This is a genomic window from Microbispora sp. CL1-1, assembly GCF_012034195.1.
In the GTDB taxonomy this organism is placed as follows: Bacteria; Actinomycetota; Actinomycetes; order Streptosporangiales; family Streptosporangiaceae; genus Microbispora.
Map to the genome: position 1 here is coordinate 1 of NZ_JAATEK010000046.1, position 17270 is coordinate 17270.

Here is a 17270-nt window from a genome sequence, read left to right on the forward strand (position 1 = left end):
CCGAGAAGTTCATCGAGTTCTGGCTGGCCGAGGCCATGTCGGACCAGTTCGTGAACAGGCCGAAGTTCATCGACCCCCAGCTCGATCCGTTGTCGTGCGTCGTCGCGTAGACGAGGTGCTTGCCGTTGTAGACGACGTTGGTGAAGTCCTTCAGCGAGACCCACCCGGACCTCGGCGTCGCCAGCGCACCGGTCGAGCTCCAGCGGTACGTCGACGGGAGATCACAGGTGCCGCCGGGCGGGGGCGTCGGGGAGGCCGTCGGGGAGGGCGTCGAGCCGCCGCCGTGGACGGTCCACTTCTGGTTGGCGCCGCCCCAGCAGCTGTAGAGCTGGATCTGACTGCCGTTGGAGGTGCCGGCGCCGACGACGTCGAGGCACAGCCCCGACTGGACGCCCACGATGGAGCCGTCGGAGTTCTGGCGCCACTTCTGGTTGGTCTGGCCGTTGCAGGACCAGATCACGACCTTGGTGCCGTTGGTGGTGCCCATGTTGTAGGCGTCCACGCACCGGGTGCCGTTGAACGTCCGCAGCTCACCGGAGGAGGTGAACTCGAATGCCTGGTTCGCCTGCCCGTTGCAGTCCCAGATCTGCAGAGCGGTGCCGAGCGCGTCGGTGTTGCCCGACACGTCCAGGCACCGCCCGGACGCCGCGCTCACCAGCGGCGCCGCCGCCGCCGACGCAGGCGCCGACCACGTCACGACGGACGCCAGCACGGTCGTCAGCACTGTGGCCAGGACCGCCACGAGGCGCGTGCGGGCCGGCGAACGACGCCGGCCGCTCGTCACTCGGATGGGGGGTGAATCCATTGTTTCGTTCTCCTTGGGGTGAAGGCGTGGCGGGCCACGCCGGGAAAGCGGAGCCGGGCACGGCCGGGCGGCCCATCGGCTGCACCGCGGTGCCCTCGCGCGCCGTTAGCGCTAACATTCAGCGACTGGTTCGGCTCCTCTCCCTCGATGGCGTGGAGTAGTGGTGCACGTATGACCCGGGCGTGAGCCCGTTAAGAATGCGCTCCTTGTCGGCGCCGGCCACGCCCGGGACGCTCCGGGGTGGCGCGCGGCGGCGGACCGTCTCCGATGATGGAGATCCCTCCTTCCCGAGCCGGGGCGTGTTAGCGCTCACATTTCTTGCCGTACGGGAGGTCGCTCCCGCAGGTGTCGATTCCGGTGGCAATCGCGGAGCAAACCCGCATTCACCGGGTCGCGTCAAGAGGGCGACCGATAGCCCGGGTCCGCAGAGAGCTTCCGTAACGCGTCCACCTGGCGACATCGCCCGCGCCCGCACCGTCGGCAGAGTGCGCGCGATGAAACATTCACGACATCTGGGGAGCGGCGATGGCGGCGGTCGCCCGGCCGAGGGCGAGCGATTCGTTCAAGACCGGGGCGGTCTCGTGGTGCGAGCCTGCCGGACATGACCCGACAGGCGTTCACCCCCGCGCTGGGACGCTTCGCGCCCACGCGTTTCTACGATCCCGTCGTCATGCTGACCAGGGAACGGCTGTGGCGGGCGCTGACCGTCATGCATGCCGCTCCGCGTCCGTACGAGGTCATCGTCGACGTGGGGTGCGGCACCGGGTCCACGGCGCTGCTGCTGCACCGCATCGAGCCACGTGCCCGGGTCGTGGCGGTGGACCCGGACCGGGAGGTGCTGGCGATCGCCCGGCGCAAGGCCGAGGCCGCCGGCGCGACGGTGCGGTGGGAGACCGGCATGGGCGACGCGCTGCCCGAGATCGTGGGCCCCGGCGCGGCGGACACGGTGGTGTCCACCCTGGTGTTGCACCAATGCCCGGTGGCGACGAAGCGGGCCGTCCTCTCCTCGATGCACGCGGTGCTGCGGCCGGGCGGCAGGCTCGTCATCGCCGACTACGGGCTACAGCGCACGCGGCTGATGCGGCTGGGCTTCCGGCTGGTGCAGTTCGCCGACGGCGTCGAGGACACCCGCCCGAACGCCGAGGGCCTGCTGCCCGCGCTGATGACCGAAGCTGGTCGGCGAAGCCGCTCACGGCCGCCGCCTCTGCCGGCGTCCGTCCCGCCCGCAGCTCCTCCACCGTACGGCGAAGCCGGCCCCAGACCCGCCAGCGCGTCAGCGGCATCCCCCAGCTGGTCGCGGGCCAGGCCGCGCAGCCGTTGCGGGGATATGCCCACCCGCGCGGCCAGATCCCGCATCGAGATCGGCCCGGCGGTCAGCGCGTCCATCGCGGCGAGCAGCCGGGGGTCGAGCTCGCCGGACGGTCGCGCACCCGCGAGGCGGACGTCGTCCTCGGCGAGCTCGCGCAGGTGAGGAGCCGCGTTGATCCCGGGCCCGCAGCGCTCACGCAGCCGGTCGGCGAAGGCGCACTGCGGTTCCACGAAGAAGACCCGCAGATCCGTCGTCACCGACATCCGATGCCGCACCATGGGCGGCACCACGAGCGCCACGGCGCGGTGCCGGACCCCGGCCGCGTCCACCAGGGCGGTCTCTCCTTCGAGGGCGACGACGATCTGGAACGCCGCATGACGGTGAAAGCCGCTGTCCCACGACGGTCCCTGATAGAGCGCATAGCCATGGCCGACCTCGAAACGCGGCGTCGCCGCCCGGGCGGAGGCGTCGGCGGCGTTCACGAGGCCGCCCTCTCGTCGTCCGCCTGCGAGCACGGGTCGTACGTCTCCTCGTCAGGCGGTGCGGGCATGGAAGGTGTCGCGGTAGGTCTGCGGGGCCACCCCGAGGATGCGCCGGAAGTGCGGGCGGAGTGCGACGCCGTTGCTGAAGCCGACCCTGCGGGCGATGGCGTCCACGCTGAGGTCGGTGGTCTCCAGCAGCCGCTGGGCCTGCATGATCCGCTGGGCCAGCAGCCATTGGAGCGGGGAGGTGCCGGTGAGCCGGCGGAATCGGCGGTCGAAGCTCCGGCGGCTCATCAGGGCGTGCCTGGCAAGGGCGTCCACGTCCAGGCCGGGGTCGTCGAGGTGGCGGATGGCGTGGCTGAGGATCTCGCCGAGCGGGTCGTCGGTGCCCGGGTCGGGCAAGGGGTGCTCGATGTACTGCGCCTGGCCACCGCTGCGTTGCGGAGGCACGACCATGCGGCGGGCGATGGTGTTGGCGACCTGGGCGCCGAACCTGCACCGCACCAGATGCAGGCAGGCGTCGATGCCGGCGGCGGTTCCGGCCGAGGTGATCAGGTCGCCGTCGTCCACGAACAGCACCGAGGCGTCCACCCGTACGTCGGGGTAGGCGGCGGCGAGGGCGGGCGCGAAGAGCCAGTGGGTGGCCGCGCGGCGGCCGTCCAGCAGCCCGGCGGCGGCCAGCACGAACGCGCCGAGACACAGCCCGACGACGGTCGCTCCGTCGGCGTGCGCGGCGCGCAGGGCGTCGAGCACCGGTTCCGGAGGGCGCTGGGCCGGGCTGCGCCAGCTCGGCACGACGACGACGGCGGCGTCGGCCAGCGCGTCCAGCCCGTACGGCGCGTCCAGCCGGATCCCGCCGGTGGTGGTGAGCGGGCCGGGGTCGCCGCCGACCGCACGCAGGTCGAAACGGGGGACGCCCGTGTCGCTGCGGTCCCCGCCGAACACGCTGATCGGGACGCTGGTCTCGAACAGCGGCGCCCGGTCGAACATCACCACCGCGACGGTCAGCGGGTCACGTCGGCTCATCGGTCCCCCTTCGGCTGGCTTGAACCTATCGGAGGACGGCTTTCACGCCACTCCCTCTCCGAGGGCCGTACGGCCGACGATCGTGCGGAGGCGGTCCGCACCGGAACGGCCGCCGGCACCAACACTCCGCACACGAGGACTGTCATGACCAACGCATCGCAGATCAGCGTCCACGCCCTCGGCGGGCCGACCGCGATCCTGGAGATCGGCGGGCTGCGCCTGCTCACCGACCCGACCTTCGACGCTCCCCGCGAATACGTGGCGGGCCCGGGACGGGTCCTGGTCAAGACCGCGCCCACCGCGCTGACGTCCGCGGAGATCGGCCCCGTCGACGCCGTGCTGCTCTCCCACGACCAGCACGTGGACAACCTCGACATCGGTGGTCGCGCCTACCTCGGCCAGGTGCCGCTCGTGCTCACCACCGCGAGCGCGGCGGGCCGGCTGGGCGGCGCCACCCGCGCCGTGCCCGTCTGGGAGCACGTGGACCTGCCCCGGCCGGACGGCTCGGCGCTGCGCGTCACCCGAGTGCCCGCTCTGCACGGCCCCGAAGGCAGCGAACCCCTCGTCGGGGAGGTCGCCGGATTCGTGCTGTCCGGCCCAGAGGCACCGACCGTGTACGTCAGCGGCGACAACGCCTCCCTCGACCTCGTCGCCCGGATCGCCGAGCGGTTCGCCGTCGACGTCGCCGTCCTGTTCGCCGGAGCGGCGAGGACCCCTCTCGTCGGCGACGCCTACCTGACCCTCACCAGCGCGCAGGCGGCCGAAGCCGCCCGGATCCTCGGCGCGTCGCACGTCGTCCCGCTGCACTTCGACAGCTGGGGCCACTTCACCGAAGGGGCCGACGCGCTCACGAAGGCGTTCGCGCAGGCCGGGCTCACCGACCGGCTCACCCTCCTGCACCCGGGCGAGCGCGCCGCGCTCACGACCACCTGAACGGCAGCGGCGGACCGCGACGGCTCGGGACGGCTCAGGGACGACTCAGGGACGGTTCGGGACGACTCAGGGACGACTCAGGGACGGTTCGGGACGACTCAGGGACGGTTGGGCACGGCCCGGGACGGTTCGGGACGGCTCAGGGACGGTTCGAGGACGCTTCAGGAGCCGAGGCAGCGCAGGATGGCCGGCACCCGGCGGCTGTAGCCGGTCGTGTGCGACAGCGCGAGCTTGTCGAACAGGGCGTTGACGTGCTTTTCCACCGCGCTCTGCGACACGTGCAGCGACTGGGCGATCGAGGCGTTGGTCAGGCCCTGGGCCATGAGTTCGAGCACCTGGCGCTCGCGGGCGGTGAGCCGGGCCAGCGGGTCGGCATGGCTGGTGCGCGCGAGCGGCCGGCGCACCACCTCCGGGTCGAACGCCGTCCCGCCCTCGCCCACCCGCTCCAGCGCGTCCAGTAAGTCGCCGACCTGGGCCACCCGGTCCTTGAGCAGGTAGCCGACCCCGTCGATGCTGCCGCTCATCAGCTCGGTGGCGTACTTCTTCTCGACGTGCTGCGACAGCACCAGCACCTTGACCTCGGGGCGGCGCCGCCGGATCTCCAGCGCGGCGCGCAGGCCCTCGTCGGTGTGGGTGGGCGGCATCCGCACGTCGACCACCACCGCGTCGGGGCTCACGCCGTCCACCGCCTCAAGGAGCGCGTCGGCGTCGCCCACCGCGGCCAGGACGCCGTGGCCCTCCTCCTTGAGCAGCCGCACCAGGCCCTCGCGCAGCAGCGCCGAGTCTTCGGCCAGCATCACGCGCACGGCGACCCCGCCTCGATCACGGCCGGTCCTCTCCTGGCGACATCGCCGTCCTTCACTCGCACGATGCCCACGCTGCCTCCCCGGCGTGCCTGTACGCGTGGCAGCGGCAGATGATGTCCGAATCTCAAATCGATTCGTCCCCTGTGACCTGCTGAAAGCGACCGGGCCATCGTGTGGCCCCGGATTCGCCCGCATGGATTCCCCATATAGGGGGAAGGTCTCCCCAATCCCACGAAAGAGGCACGGTTTGGCAACGAAATCGCCGGTCGCTTCGCGTGGGTGCCGGGGCACCCCGCTCCGGCACGACCGCCGCACCGTTCGGCGGAGACCATCGGATCGAAACGATACGGAGGAACGGTGATGCCGACCAACCCCCACCGCCTGAAAAAGGGACCGATGTCCACACCAGGCGGGCAACGCCGGCGTATCTCCCCACCCATGATCCTCGCGACCACGCTCGTACTGACGGCGTCCGGCGGCATCGGAGCGACGGCCGCGGCCGCCTCCTCCGCTCCCGTCAGCCCGCCCGGCGAGACCGCCGATCCCGTCGTGACGGCCACGGTGACGATCACGCCGCCGGCCGACCAGGCCGAGCCCCCTGCCGACGCTTCCACGGACGCCCCTACGACGGCGCCCACTCCCGAGGTGCCCATGGTGGGCCCGTTCCTCGGCGCGCTGCACGGCGAGGTCGTCGTGCCGACCAAGGACGGGTGCGGCACCGTCACGGTGTTCACCCAGACCGGGCAGGCCGTCGCCGTGACGGACGACTCGATCACTGTCAGGAGCCAGGACGGCTTCGAGCGGTCGTACGCGATCGGCGACTCCACTCGGGTGCTCACCGCCCGCAGGGGTGGCGAGATCCGTCAGGACGCCTGGATCTCGGTGATCGCGACCGTCCAGCCCGGCACGCCGACGCCCACCCCACCGGTCCCGACGCCGGTGCCGTCCGCCCCGCCGTCGGCGCCCGAAGCCACACCACCCGAGGCGACACCACCCGAGGCGACACCGACGGCACCGGAGACCACACCCTCGGCTCCTCAGGACACACCGACGCCTCCCGAGGCCTCGCCGACGCCCCCAGAGGAAGGCACGCCGCCGTCCTCCGAGAGCACGCCGACGCCTGCGGAAAGCACCCCCGCCCCTCCGGCCGAGACCACGACGGCTCCCCCCGGCGAGGCGAGCTCCACTCCCCCGCAAACCGAGGAGACGACACCCGCCGCCCCTCAGGGGGAGACGGCGGCGGCCGCCTACGTCTTCGACCTCTCGCGGCCGAGCAAGCGGCTGTGGTATCTCGGCAAGAGTTCCCCGTACTCGCTGAAGTGGCACTCGGGGAAGCCCACCTGGCGCGCGCCCAAGCCGTGCCCGACGCCGACGTTCGTCCCCACAGAGCCGCCGGCCACGACGCCCACGGAAACCCCCACGGAGACCCCGGCTCCCACCGAAAGCGCGGTCCCCACGGAGAGCGCGACGCCCTCCACCGAGCCCACGCTCACGGACACGCCGGCCCCGGCTCCCAACTCCTGACCACTTCCGACTCCTGACAGTGCGGCCGGCCCCAGCCTCCCGGCGAGGGCCGGCCTCTCACTGCTCGAACCGCGCGTCAGGGAACCGCCGCACGAGGCGAGCGCCGACGGCTTATTGCAAATAATTCGCAATAGCAAGAGGATTGCGTTCCATCCGAAGTCGTGGCGAGCCGATGCCGCTCGCCACGGCGTACGGCCGGTCGGTCTTCCCGGAGGAACGCATGGACGAGCACGCGGGCGCGGCCCCGCTGCGCCGGATACTCGCGCTCGCCGCGCCCGCGCTCGGAGTCCTGGCCGCCGAGCCGCTCTATCTGCTCGTCAACACGGCGATGGTGGGCCATCTCGGCGCGGTGCCGCTCGCGGCACTGTCGGTCGGCGGCATCGTGCTGGCGCAGATCTCCTCGCAGATGACGTTCCTGTCCTTCGGCACGACCGCCCGCGCCGCCCGGCTGCACGGCGCGGGCCGCCGGGCCGACGCCGTGGCCGAGGGGGTGCAGGCGACCTGGCTCGCGGCGGTCGCCGGGCTGGTGATCACCGTGGCGGGACAACTGCTCGCCACGCCGGTCGCCCATCTCCTCACGGGTGACGGCCGGGTCGCCGACGCCGCGGCGAGCTGGCTCAGGATCGCCCTGCTCGGTGCCCCGCTGATCCTGATCACGATGGCCGGGAACGGCTGGATGCGCGGCGTGCAGGACATGCGGCGCCCGCTGCGCTACGTGCTCGTGGGCAACGCGATCTCCACGGCGCTGTGCCCGGCGCTGGTCTATGGGCTCGGCTGGGGCATCGACGGCTCGGCGGTCGCCAACGTGGCCGGGCAGGCTGTCTCCGCGATCCTGTTCGTGCGGGCGCTGCGGACCGAGGGCGTGCCGCTCGCTCCGGCGCCGGCCGCGATGCGGGCCCAGCTCGGTCTGGCACGCGACCTGGTGCTGCTCGGCCTGGCATTCCAGGCGTGCTGGGTGTCGGCGACGGCGGTCGCCGCGCACACCTCCGCCGCGGCGGCCGGTGCGCACCAGGTGGTGTTCCAACTGTGGATGTTCCTGGCCTTCGTCCTCGACGCGCTGGCCATCGCCGCGCAGGCGCTGGTCGGGGCCGCGCTCGGCGCGAACGACGCGGAACGGGCGCGCCGCCTGGCCTGGCAGGTGACCGGCTGCGGGCTGGTCTTCGGCACCCTGCTCGGCGTGGTGTTCGCGGCGCTGGCCGGTCTCCTCCCCCGCGTGTTCACCGGCGACCCGACGGTGCTGGCCGAGATGCCCGGCGCCTGGTGGTTCTTCGTCGCGCTGCAGCCGGTCGGCGGTGTCGTGTTCACGTTGGACGGGGTGCTGCTCGGCGCCGGGGACGCGGCATATCTCCGCACGGCGACGGCGAGCGGGGCGGTGCTGGGGTTCCTGCCGGTGGTGTGGGCCTCGCTGCGATTCGGCTGGGGACTCGTGGGGATCTGGTCGGGGTTGTCGGCCTTCCTGCTGATTCGAATGATCACCGTGCTGGCCAGGCTGCGCTCCGGCCGCTGGGCGGTGCTCGGCGCCGTACGGTGATCCACCCGCCCCGGCGGACGCGGTCTCGGGGGACGCAGGCTCGGCAGACACAGTCCCGGTGGGCACAGGCTCGGCAGACACAGTCTCGGCAACACTGGCTCGACGGACGCGGTTTCGGCGGATACGGGCCGCGGCCCGGGGACGGCCTACGCGCCCCTCCACGCACACCGCGTACGCGCCGTCGTGGAGGGGCAGGTCGTTCCGCAGGCCGTCAGACCGTCTTCTCGCCGACTCAGCCGAACGATGCGGGGAAGGCGCCGCCACAGTGGCCCGCGACGCAGACGTCCCAGAGGATGTCGTCGAGGTCCGCGCTGGAGCAGCCCCGGGAGCAGCCGCTTCCGAAGGAGTCGGTCAGGAAGGGCGCCGTGTGGAAAGCGGAGTTTTCGAAGGTGTTGTTGAACCCGGCGTCGAATTCGTTGGACGGGTTGCTCCAGCCCCAGCCGGTCGGGGTGGTCGAGGCGCTCGCGGCCGTGGCGCCCACGGCGAGGGCACCACCACCGAGCGCGGTGGAAAGGGCGAGTCCGGCGATGACCTTCTTGAGCTTGGGCATTCAGTCCCCCTCTAAAGGATCAACTGCCTAATATATGCGCCATTCCTGAATTAATAGGAATAGCGCTTAATGACCGTTAAGCGGTCATTGCCCCACGGCGTCATTGTTTCCGGACAGAACGGGCGACAAACGGCGATCTACGGTATTTAATGCCTATTGTCCCATTCAGGGCCTTCATGGCGCGCTCATGCCGCATTTGTCCCTTAATGTCCGATTTTGTGAGCAGCCTCCGCCGGAGGATGGCAGGCGTCGTCCGATCGCAGCCTGCCGTTCAGCGCGTCCCTGAGCGCGTCGGAGAAGTAGCGGAAGTCGGGCGCCGCGCCCGACGTGGTCGTCGCCACCGGGAGCAGGCAGGATCGGAACACCTGGCTGAACGTCGCGTAGTAGGCGGACATGGGACGCGGCCTCGCGTGCTCCACCGCCTGGCGGACCTCACCGGCGAACCTCGCGAGTTGACCACCCGTGATCTCGGTGTCCCGCTCGGCCTGGCGGGCCGCGCCGTCACCGCCGTCGGCCGTGAGCTGCCCGCAGGTCCGCGCGGTCCCCGAGCTCTCGTATCGCTCGTACAGCGCCGTGACCACCGGCGGATAGCCGGCGCAGGCGAACAGCCTCTCCTGGACCTCCTCGGAGATCAGGTAGTAGATGAGCTCCCTGGCCTCCTCCTTGTGCGGCGAGTCCTTGGCGATGGCGAGGTCGACGCCGCCCAGCACGCCGGTGCCCGGGAACGAGAGCACCTGGAACTTCAGCGACCCGTCGTCGTCGCGCATCAGCGGGTCGGTGGCCAGCCGGTTGAAGGCGAACGGCCAGTTGCGCATGTAGCCCACGAGGCCCGTACGGAACGCCTGCAGGCTGCTCTCCTCCCGTAAGACGCTCTCGTTGCTCGGCGTCCGCGCACCGTCGCCGGCCGTGAACAGCGCCTCGCGCCAGGCGCGGAGCGCGTCCATCACCTTCTCGCCGTTGCCGTCCTGGTCGAGGACGACGTTTCCCTTGTCGTCGAAGACGACGTCGTCCCGCGACGCCTTCCCGCTCCGGGCCGAGAAGATCGCTTCGAGCAGGTTGACGGTGCCGCCCTCGTAATCGTCGAACTGCGCCGCATAGCCGTGCGCCTTGGCCAGTTCGAGGAACCTCTTCGTGTCCTGCGGCGGCGCCGGCACGTCGGTGCGCCGATAGAGCAGCGGAGCGTCGGCGGCGAACGGCACCGCGAACTGCTCTCCGTCGACCCGGCCGGTCTCCAGCGACTCGCGCAGGAAGTAGCGCTCCGGGAGGGCGCCCAGCTTGCCGGGATCCAGCTCGAACTTCTCGAGATAGCCGTTCCTGGCGAACTCGGTGATGTAGGCGACATCCAGGAGGAGCACGTCATAGGCGCAGCGCTTCGACTGCGCCGCCGCGGCCAGCTCGGAACGCTGCTCGTCGGACGACTCGGAGATCTCGACCAGCGTCGCCTTCAGCGGCTTCGTCTTGAGCTTGCGCTGCTCGTCGTTCCACGCCTTGATCACGTCGTGGCGTACGCCGCCGGCACCGATCTCCGCCCCCGTCCCGATGATCAGGTCGTCGGGGCGCCCGGGGCAGGCGCCCTGCGCGGACGGCGCCCCGGAGTGCTGGCTCACCACGATCACGAACACCGCGCCCGCCAGGAAGCAGGCCGCGGCGAGCCTGAGATGGAACCTCGTGAAGCGTTCGTACCAGCGGCTCCAGAACGACCCGGCGGGACCCGCCGCCATCACGACCACTCCCTGAACTGGAAGATCATCCGTCCGAGCGCTCCCGCGACGTCCGTACCGGCCGTGTCGTCGCACACGACGTGTTTCACGACTGGTTCGGACGGCCCGGAGGTGTCGTTGGACGGCCGCATGGAGCGAGGGGTCTCCAGTCCGTCCGGGCACCTCCCGCCGAACGTGAGGATGTAGAGGTTCGACACGTCCGCGGCCTTCTCCAGTGCGCGCCTGATGGACCGTGCCGCGTTCCCCGGGCCGGGCTCGTCGTTGAACGGGCCGCCGTCGGTGATGACGGCGAGCGAGTTCGCCGGACGGCTCAGCCCGCCGATCAGCGCGGAGATGGGCTCGTCGAAGCCCGACTGCCTGTCGTCCGCGATCCACCGGAGGACCTCGCCGTAGCCCCCCGGGCCCTCCCCGCCGCCGCCGTCGCCCTCCCCCGCCATGGGCGCCTTCGAGGTCCCCTTGTCGTCCGCGAAGAACTTGCCCGCCGAGACCTGGTCGGTGTCCGTCAGGATCTGCCTGACCTCCGCCAGGGCGTCGTGCAGGGCGGAGGCGGACGCCGTGGGAGAGCGGGCCATCGATCCCGATCCGTCGATCATGATCTGGAGATCCACCCGGTGACCCGGCCGGGCGGCGTCCGCGGATATCCGGGCCGGGTACGACGGCTGCGGTCCCTCTCCCGAGGGCTCGAACAGCTTGTTGTGCGCGAGCCACGTGACGAAGGCGTCCAGCGCCGCCCGCCGGGCCGGGTCGTCCGACCAGTTGATCTCCACGAACGGATAGTCGAGCGTGGGCAGGTCCACTGAGGAGACCGCCGTCAGCGCCGCCCGGCCCGCGAGCGGGTTGTGTGCGCATCCCTCGATGCCCATGTCGCCGCCCCGGTTGTATTCGTCGGCGGTGTGCGACGGGACCAGCGCCACCAGCTTCGCCCAGTCGCCGGCCTCCTCCTGGCCGGCCTTCAGATGGCACAGCAGGGCGTTGGCGCTGTTGTCGAACGTCGCGCGCAGTCCGGTGCCGCCGGGCTCGGGTCCGGCCCGGCTCAGCGTCGTGGCCACGATCGCGCCCGAGGTGGAGAACGCGGGCTGCGGATAGACGAGCGACATGCCCTTGCTCCGGGCCCGCTGCACGATCTCGGCGAGCGGATAACCGGCGCTCTCCAGCTCGCCGGTGAGAAGGTCGTTCTTCGCGGCGCCGAAAACGGCGATCGCCATGTGGTCCGTCCCCACCTGCTCGTCCCTCTTGTGCAGGAGAGAACGCAGGCTGCTCGTTTTCCCTGGTACACCGCCGTTTTTCGTCGTTTCCTCGACCGACACGTCCTGGACGACGAGGTCGAACTCCGCGGAACTGGTGGGAATCCACGCGTCCGGAGTCAGGCCGAGCATCCGGCGATAGGGTTCGTCATTCTGCAGCGAATCGTCTCGTAGCCATTCATTGCGAAAGCCGTACCGCATTTCCTCGATCGTGGGCGCGGCGCCGACCGCGATCCGGACCGGTGCGCACCCGTCCGTCCGCTGCTCCTTCGTGTACGCCTCGGCCCTTTCCCGCAGCGCCGTCACGTTCTCCGGAGCGGTGATGACGCGCAGCTCTCGCGGAGGCTCGCACGCGCCGGACGGCGTCACCACCTTGACGACCACCAGCCCCACCAGACCGGTGAACGCGCCCAGGCACGCGGCGATGTAGCCGACCGCGAGGGGCACCAGCAGCCGGCCCGCCCAGCTACGCAGCCCCTGGGGCCACTGGATCCGGTGGAAGGGCCACAGGGCCACCGCGGCGACGGCCGCCGCCCACCGGCCCGGTGTCCTGACCCTGCCCCGCCACAGCGGATAGCAGCAGATGATCACGATCGCCCCGACGGACGCGGGAACGGTGATGAGCGGAGACACCGGCGCCTGCTCGATGAACCTCTGCAGGCTGTTGGAGAAGGGCGCCGCCGCCGTCGCCACCAGCGTCGCCACGGAGGTGACCGCCGCGGTCAGCGCCGTGGTGACCAATCCGGATCGACTGTTGGAGTGCCGATCCTGCTTGTTCCGCTTTTCTTCGTCTATATCCGGACTTTCTCCAGAGGATCGATCCGGAGTTTCTCCTGATGGGGGCACGGGGGCGGACATGAGGACGAGCCTGTTCGACGGGCTGGACGATCCGGCCCGGGCCGGATCACGAAAGATCGACCCCTATTGTGCGCGGCGCTGTCAGGAAATGTAACCCCTTCCTTACAAACAGCCACCGCATCGCTGCTCAGCGTTGTGCGGATCGAGGTCTTCAGCCCGCGCGCAGGAGGGTGACGAGCTCCTGCGCGACATCGAGGAACCGCTGCCGCGAAGAGGTCGTCGTCTGCACGTCGACGAACGCCTCATGGGCCCCGGCCTCGGCCAGGGTGAGCAGATAGTCGGCGACCTGCCGTACGGTGCCCACACGCGGCACCTCGTCGGCGGGCGCCGGGGAGTCGGTGATCTGCGGGTTGACCCGCACCACCATGCGCAGCGCGGACAGGTCGCGGCCCGCGCCGGACGCGGCCCGCAGCGCGATGTCCCACAAGGCGGTCAGGTACGGCATGGGCATGGCCGTGCCCAGCCAGCCGTCGGCCCGGCGGCCGACCCGGTCCAGCGCCGGAGGCGTGAAACCGGCGAGCAGGACCGGCGGACGCGGCCGCTGGCAGGGCTTGAGGTCGATCCGCGACGGCGGCACCGTCCACAGCGCGCCCTTGTGCTCGACCACCTCACCGGTCCAGACGGCCTCCAGCACGTCGAGCGTCTCCTCCAGCCGGGCTCCCCTCCCCCGCCAGGGCACCCCGGCCGCGGCGTACTCGTCACGAAGCCAGCCGAGACCGATGCCGACATCCAGCCGTCCGTGGCTGAGCAGGTCGAGCGAGGTCAGCGTACGGGCGAGCAGGACGGGCGGCTGCCACAGCGCGTTGAGCGTGCTGGTCCCCAGCCGGATCTCGCGCGTGCCGACCGCGGCCAGGGTCAGTGCGGTGAGCGGGTCGAAGAACGTCCCGAACGCCTCGGGGATCGTCCCTCCTCCCGGGTACGGGTCGCTGGGCGCCAGCGGAAGCAGGATGCGGTCGCCCGCCCACAGGCTGTCGTAGCCCATCACTTCGAGTGCCGTGCTCGTCTGCCGGATGAAATCCGGATCGGCGAACGCGCCGTACTGGGGGACCGCGTATCCGAGTCGCATGAGCGCATCCTTCGCATCGCGCCGGTTGAGGTTCGCCCTCGTCGGGCGTCGGCGGAGACGCCGGGAAAGCCCGCCTGCGGAAAACCGGGCAAGACCGGCTTGTGCCCACGAGCGCCCCACGACTGGGGGTTACCTGTGGCCCGTTGCCGAAACCGGCGGGGTGCAGGTTCCTGCCCGCCGCTCCGCGTACCGCTCCGTGGGCCGCTCTGTGCGCCGCTCCGCAGGCCGCTCTGTGGGCCGCCGCGCGTGTCAGTCGTCGACTGTCGCAGCGGTCGGGGCGGCGGGCGTACGCCCGGCCCGGCGGCCTGTCGCGAAAGCCGACCGGGCCGGAGCGAGGCTCGATCTTGAAATATCGCAATAAAACGTCGTGAGCGTTCGCCGGGGCATCCGGCGAGCACGCCGACGGCGGCCTGGAAGACCCATGGCCACGCCGGTCCGCGCTCCAGACGCTCCGGCGAACGCTCCGGATGCTCCGGCGAACGCTTCGTGTGCGCGGCGTGTGCGGCTCAGACGCCGGCGGTCGCCTCCGCGCGCGGGGCGGCCTGCTCCGCGACCTTCTCCGCGGCTTCCGCCACGGCCGCCTCGGCGGCGGCGTCCTCGGCAGCATCCTCGGTGGAGGCATCAGGGTGCGCCGCGATGAACTGCTCGATGACCTCGTCGGCCATCTTCCCCCGCGCGGGCACGTCGAGCCCCTGCTCGCGGGCCCATTCGCGTACGTCCGTCAGGGTGTAGCCGCGCAGCCGCGGGGAGGTGTCGGCGGCCTTCTTGGACCGCGACGCCTGCTTCACCTCACGGGCGTTCTCCAGCACTTCCTCGATGAACGCGAGAGCCTCGCTCAGCCGCTGGTGGTTCGCGTCGGACAGGTCGATGGCGAAGGTCCGGTTCAGCAGCGGGAACTCCCGTCTCGCCACATCGTCGCCCTCGGAGTGGTCGAGGTCGTCAACCAGTATTACCTTCTGCGCCACGTGCAGCCCTTCCAGGGTGGATCTCCGTCTATCTGGACCGTGGCATCCTACTGGTGCTCGCGTCACCGGCCCGCGTTTCCGGCCGCCTCGGCCCCAGCACGAGCGCCACAGCGGCGATGCCATACGCGACGTCGCGAGCACTGCCAAGGGCAGCCATGCGGTCGAGGTCATGGGCGTTCCACTCGGCCACCCAGGTCTCGGCGAAGGCGTGCGCCCGGTCAAGATCCATGACCTGATCCAAGCACATGCCGACGCCTCAGCGTCTGCGCCTCCGCCCGCCCGTGCGGCCCCCGGGCACCGGGTCGCCCTCGGCCACGCGGCGGAGGGTATCCGTAGCTGCGCGAACCGCACGAGGAAAGGCCAAGGCTGTGGATAACCGGCCGAGGAGACGGCGTTCAGGCGACAGCGCTCAGGAGCCGGTATGCAGGCGGCGGTGCAGTGCGCGGACCTCGTCCACCAGCGCGGGCACGGGCCCGGCGACCCGCACGCCGGGCGCGACCTCGTTGACCGGGAGCGTCCGCACCGGCGGGGGCGGCACGTCCCACTCGGCCAGCCATCGGGCGAGCTGCGCCGACGACGCCACGTAGGCGATCCGCCCCAGCCCCACCCACGCGTGCGCCGCCGCGCACATCGGGCAGTGCTCGCCGGAGGTGTAGACGGTGGCCTTCGCGCGTTCCTCCGGCGTCATGTTCGCGGCGGCCCAGCGTGCCAGCTCGAACTCGGGGTGCCGCGTGTGGTCGCCGCCCGCCACCCGGTTGCGGTCTTCGGCCAGCGCCTTCCCGTCCCCGGAGACCAGGACCGAGCCGAACGGCTCGTCGCCGGCCTCCAGCGCCTCCTTCGCCAGCTCGACACAGCGGCGCAGGTGCCGCAGTGCCTCAGAAGTCGGCTCGTACGTCATGATCGAAACGGTAGCTCCGGGCGGAGCGGGTAGGCGAAAGGCATGCCGGAGGGGCATCTGGTCCACCGCTACGCGGACGAGCGCACGAGGCGCTCGCCGGGCGCGTGGTCAGGGCCACGAGCCCGCAGGGCGGGTTCGACGCACGGCCGTACGACGGCAGGGTCGTGGAGGGCGTCGAGGCGCTGCTCTTCCTCACCGGCCTCGATCCCGGCGCCCGCGACATCGGCGCCGAGGCCGCCGGGCGGCTGTGGGACACCGCGGTGCGCCACCTCGCGCTCGGCCGGGACGCGGGGCAGGTGGTCAGCGACCCCGGCGCGCCGGACGAGCGGTGGGTCTACAAACGGGAGCGCTGCCGCCGCTGCGGGGCCGCCGTACGGACCTGGACGCTGGCGTCGAGAACGGCGTACGCGTGCCCGGCCGACCAGCACCTGCATGCCATCTGACCTGGGAAGTCATGCGTTCGACAGGGTGTTATATCCAGGTGAACGAAGGCCGGAGACTGCTGGACATCCGCCGCATCTACGTCGAGCCCGCCGCGGCCGAGCTGCCGCGCGGCAAGGAGATCCTGGAGCGGTTCCCCGAGGCCGAGCGGATCGAGATCGAGGCCCACCACCGCATCCCCGAGCTGTACGGGGACGAGGCGAACGTGGCACGCTGGGTCAGGATCAAGACCGAGGCGCTGGTCCTGGGGGTCAAGAAGTCGCTCACCGCGCGGCCGAACGGCCGGTCGAGCGACTTCATCGCGCCCTCGACGGCCAACGGCTGCGCGATGGCCTGCGCGTACTGCTATGTGCCGCGCCGCAAGGGCTACAGCAACCCGATCACGGTGTTCGCCAACATCGAGCAGATCACGGGCTATCTCGCGCGGCACGCCCGGCGGCAGGGGGTCAAGCCCGAGCCCGACCAGGTGGACCCGCACGCCTGGGTCTACGACATCGGCGAGAACTCCGACTGCTCGGTGGACGCGACCGTCTCCGACAACGTGCGCGATCTCGTCGATCTCTTCCGCGAGCTGCCGAACGCCAAGGCGAGCTTCGCCACCAAATACGTCAACCGCGATCTGCTCGGCTGGGATCCGCGAGGCCGTACGCGTGTCAGGTTCAGCCTGATGCCCGCCGCCGACGCCAGGCTGCTGGACATCCGCACCTCGCCGGTCGCCGACCGCATCGCGGCGGTCGGCGACTTCGTCGAGGCGGGATATGAGGTGCACGTCAACTTCAGCCCGGTGGTCGTCCGCGACGGCTGGCTGGAGGACTGGGCCGAGCTGCTCGGGCAGCTCGACGACGCGCTGAGCCCGGCCGCCCGTGCCCAGCTCGCCGCCGAGGTCATCTTCCTCACGCACAACGACCGGCTGCACGAGGTCAACCTCGGCTGGCATCCCAAGGCCGAGGAGGTGCTGTGGCGTCCCGACCTCCAGCAGCCGAAGCGCTCGCAGACGGGCGGCTGGAACGTCCGCTACAAGACCGGCCACAAGGGCCGCTACGTCACCACGCTCACCAGCCTGATCGCCGAGAAGATCCCGTACTGCCGGGTCCGCTACGCCTTCTGAGCG

The 17270-nt window shown here is 71.2% G+C and carries 15 protein-coding genes; 6 read left to right on the forward strand and 9 right to left on the reverse strand.

The genetic code is table 11. The annotated features are described in order from the left end of the window. Positions 1 to 805 (reverse strand): non-reducing end alpha-L-arabinofuranosidase family hydrolase (locus tag HCK04_RS34350; RefSeq protein WP_185949088.1); only part of this gene is annotated, 805 nt, incomplete at its 3' end. A 601-nt stretch (positions 806 to 1406) separates the two neighbouring features. Here HCK04_RS34350 and HCK04_RS34355 point away from each other — a divergent pair. Further along, on the forward strand, positions 1407 to 2276 hold the full coding sequence (locus HCK04_RS34355) for a class I SAM-dependent methyltransferase (RefSeq protein WP_142651524.1): 870 nt from the start codon (positions 1407 to 1409) through the stop codon (positions 2274 to 2276). A 371-nt stretch (positions 2277 to 2647) separates the two neighbouring features. Here the strand turns inward: HCK04_RS34355 and HCK04_RS34360 are convergent, their stop codons facing one another. Further along, positions 2648 to 3622, reverse strand: a complete 975-nt coding sequence (locus HCK04_RS34360) for a helix-turn-helix domain-containing protein (protein ID WP_142651525.1) — start codon at positions 3620 to 3622, stop codon at positions 2648 to 2650. A 144-nt stretch (positions 3623 to 3766) separates the two neighbouring features. Here HCK04_RS34360 and HCK04_RS34365 point away from each other — a divergent pair, with 144 nt between their 5' ends. Continuing rightward, positions 3767 to 4555, forward strand: coding sequence for an MBL fold metallo-hydrolase (locus HCK04_RS34365; protein WP_142651526.1), 789 nt, complete (start codon positions 3767 to 3769; stop codon positions 4553 to 4555). Positions 4556 to 4716: 161 nt separating this feature from the next. Here HCK04_RS34365 and HCK04_RS34370 read toward each other — a convergent pair whose 3' ends face one another. Continuing rightward, complete coding sequence (locus tag HCK04_RS34370; protein ID WP_142651527.1) at positions 4717 to 5361, reverse strand: response regulator transcription factor; 645 nt, start codon at positions 5359 to 5361, stop codon at positions 4717 to 4719. Between the two features lie 438 nt (positions 5362 to 5799). Between HCK04_RS34370 and HCK04_RS34375 the strand changes: the two genes are divergently transcribed. Continuing rightward, entirely contained in the window at positions 5800 to 6885 is a 1086-nt protein-coding gene (locus tag HCK04_RS34375) for a hypothetical protein (protein WP_142651528.1), read from the forward strand. Positions 6886 to 7057: 172 nt separating this feature from the next. Continuing rightward, the gene (locus HCK04_RS34380) at positions 7058 to 8416 is read left to right on the forward strand and encodes an MATE family efflux transporter (RefSeq protein WP_185949089.1); all 1359 of its coding nucleotides are present in this window, start codon (positions 7058 to 7060) and stop codon (positions 8414 to 8416) included. 232 nt (positions 8417 to 8648) lie between these two features. On the opposite strand, the gene HCK04_RS34385 is transcribed toward HCK04_RS34380, so the two are convergent. The 6 genes from HCK04_RS34385 to HCK04_RS34410 all read right to left on the reverse strand — a co-directional run bounded on the left by HCK04_RS34385 (position 8649) and on the right by HCK04_RS34410 (position 15718). After that, positions 8649 to 8966: a hypothetical protein gene (locus tag HCK04_RS34385; protein ID WP_142651529.1), complete on the reverse strand. Its 318-nt coding sequence runs from the start codon at positions 8964 to 8966 to the stop codon at positions 8649 to 8651. Positions 8967 to 9169: 203 nt separating this feature from the next. Beyond that, positions 9170 to 10687 carry an extracellular solute-binding protein gene (locus tag HCK04_RS34390; RefSeq protein ID WP_142651530.1) on the reverse strand — a complete coding sequence of 506 codons (1518 nt, stop codon included), beginning with the start codon at positions 10685 to 10687 and terminating at the stop codon, positions 9170 to 9172. Beyond that, positions 10687 to 12672, reverse strand: coding sequence for a hypothetical protein (locus HCK04_RS34395; protein WP_142651531.1), 1986 nt, complete (start codon positions 12670 to 12672; stop codon positions 10687 to 10689). Before HCK04_RS34395 ends, HCK04_RS34390 begins: the two co-directional genes overlap by 1 nt. Positions 12673 to 12940: 268 nt before the next feature. Next, complete coding sequence (locus tag HCK04_RS34400; protein ID WP_142651532.1) at positions 12941 to 13855, reverse strand: TIGR03619 family F420-dependent LLM class oxidoreductase; 915 nt, start codon at positions 13853 to 13855, stop codon at positions 12941 to 12943. Between the two features lie 506 nt (positions 13856 to 14361). Beyond that, the gene (locus tag HCK04_RS34405; RefSeq protein ID WP_142651533.1) at positions 14362 to 14820 is read right to left on the reverse strand and encodes an Lsr2 family protein; all 459 of its coding nucleotides are present in this window, start codon (positions 14818 to 14820) and stop codon (positions 14362 to 14364) included. A 409-nt stretch (positions 14821 to 15229) separates the two neighbouring features. Beyond that, positions 15230 to 15718: a nucleoside deaminase gene (locus tag HCK04_RS34410; RefSeq protein WP_142651534.1), complete on the reverse strand. Its 489-nt coding sequence runs from the start codon at positions 15716 to 15718 to the stop codon at positions 15230 to 15232. 104 nt (positions 15719 to 15822) lie between these two features. Between HCK04_RS34410 and HCK04_RS34415 the strand changes: the two genes are divergently transcribed. Continuing rightward, positions 15823 to 16161, forward strand: coding sequence for a hypothetical protein (locus HCK04_RS34415; protein WP_185949090.1), 339 nt, complete (start codon positions 15823 to 15825; stop codon positions 16159 to 16161). A 38-nt stretch (positions 16162 to 16199) separates the two neighbouring features. Beyond that, the gene (locus HCK04_RS34420) at positions 16200 to 17267 is read left to right on the forward strand and encodes a spore photoproduct lyase family protein (protein ID WP_205831076.1); all 1068 of its coding nucleotides are present in this window, start codon (positions 16200 to 16202) and stop codon (positions 17265 to 17267) included. Positions 17268 to 17270 lie beyond the last annotated feature (3 nt).

Excerpts from the sequence above, each read along its gene's own strand:
- HCK04_RS34355 (WP_142651524.1), top strand. The coding sequence starts at position 1,407 with ATGACCCGACAGGCGTTCACCCCCGCGCTGGGACGCTTCGCGCCCACG.
- HCK04_RS34360 (WP_142651525.1), bottom strand. The coding sequence starts at position 3,622 with ATGAGCCGACGTGACCCGCTGACCGTCGCGGTGGTGATGTTCGACCGG.
- HCK04_RS34365 (WP_142651526.1), top strand. The coding sequence starts at position 3,767 with ATGACCAACGCATCGCAGATCAGCGTCCACGCCCTCGGCGGGCCGACC.
- HCK04_RS34375 (WP_142651528.1), top strand. The coding sequence starts at position 5,800 with ATGATCCTCGCGACCACGCTCGTACTGACGGCGTCCGGCGGCATCGGA.
- HCK04_RS34380 (WP_185949089.1), top strand. The coding sequence starts at position 7,058 with ATGCCGCTCGCCACGGCGTACGGCCGGTCGGTCTTCCCGGAGGAACGC.
- HCK04_RS34385 (WP_142651529.1), bottom strand. The coding sequence starts at position 8,966 with ATGCCCAAGCTCAAGAAGGTCATCGCCGGACTCGCCCTTTCCACCGCG.
- HCK04_RS34390 (WP_142651530.1), bottom strand. The coding sequence starts at position 10,687 with ATGGCGGCGGGTCCCGCCGGGTCGTTCTGGAGCCGCTGGTACGAACGC.
- HCK04_RS34400 (WP_142651532.1), bottom strand. The coding sequence starts at position 13,855 with ATGCGACTCGGATACGCGGTCCCCCAGTACGGCGCGTTCGCCGATCCG.
- HCK04_RS34410 (WP_142651534.1), bottom strand. The coding sequence starts at position 15,718 with ATGACGTACGAGCCGACTTCTGAGGCACTGCGGCACCTGCGCCGCTGT.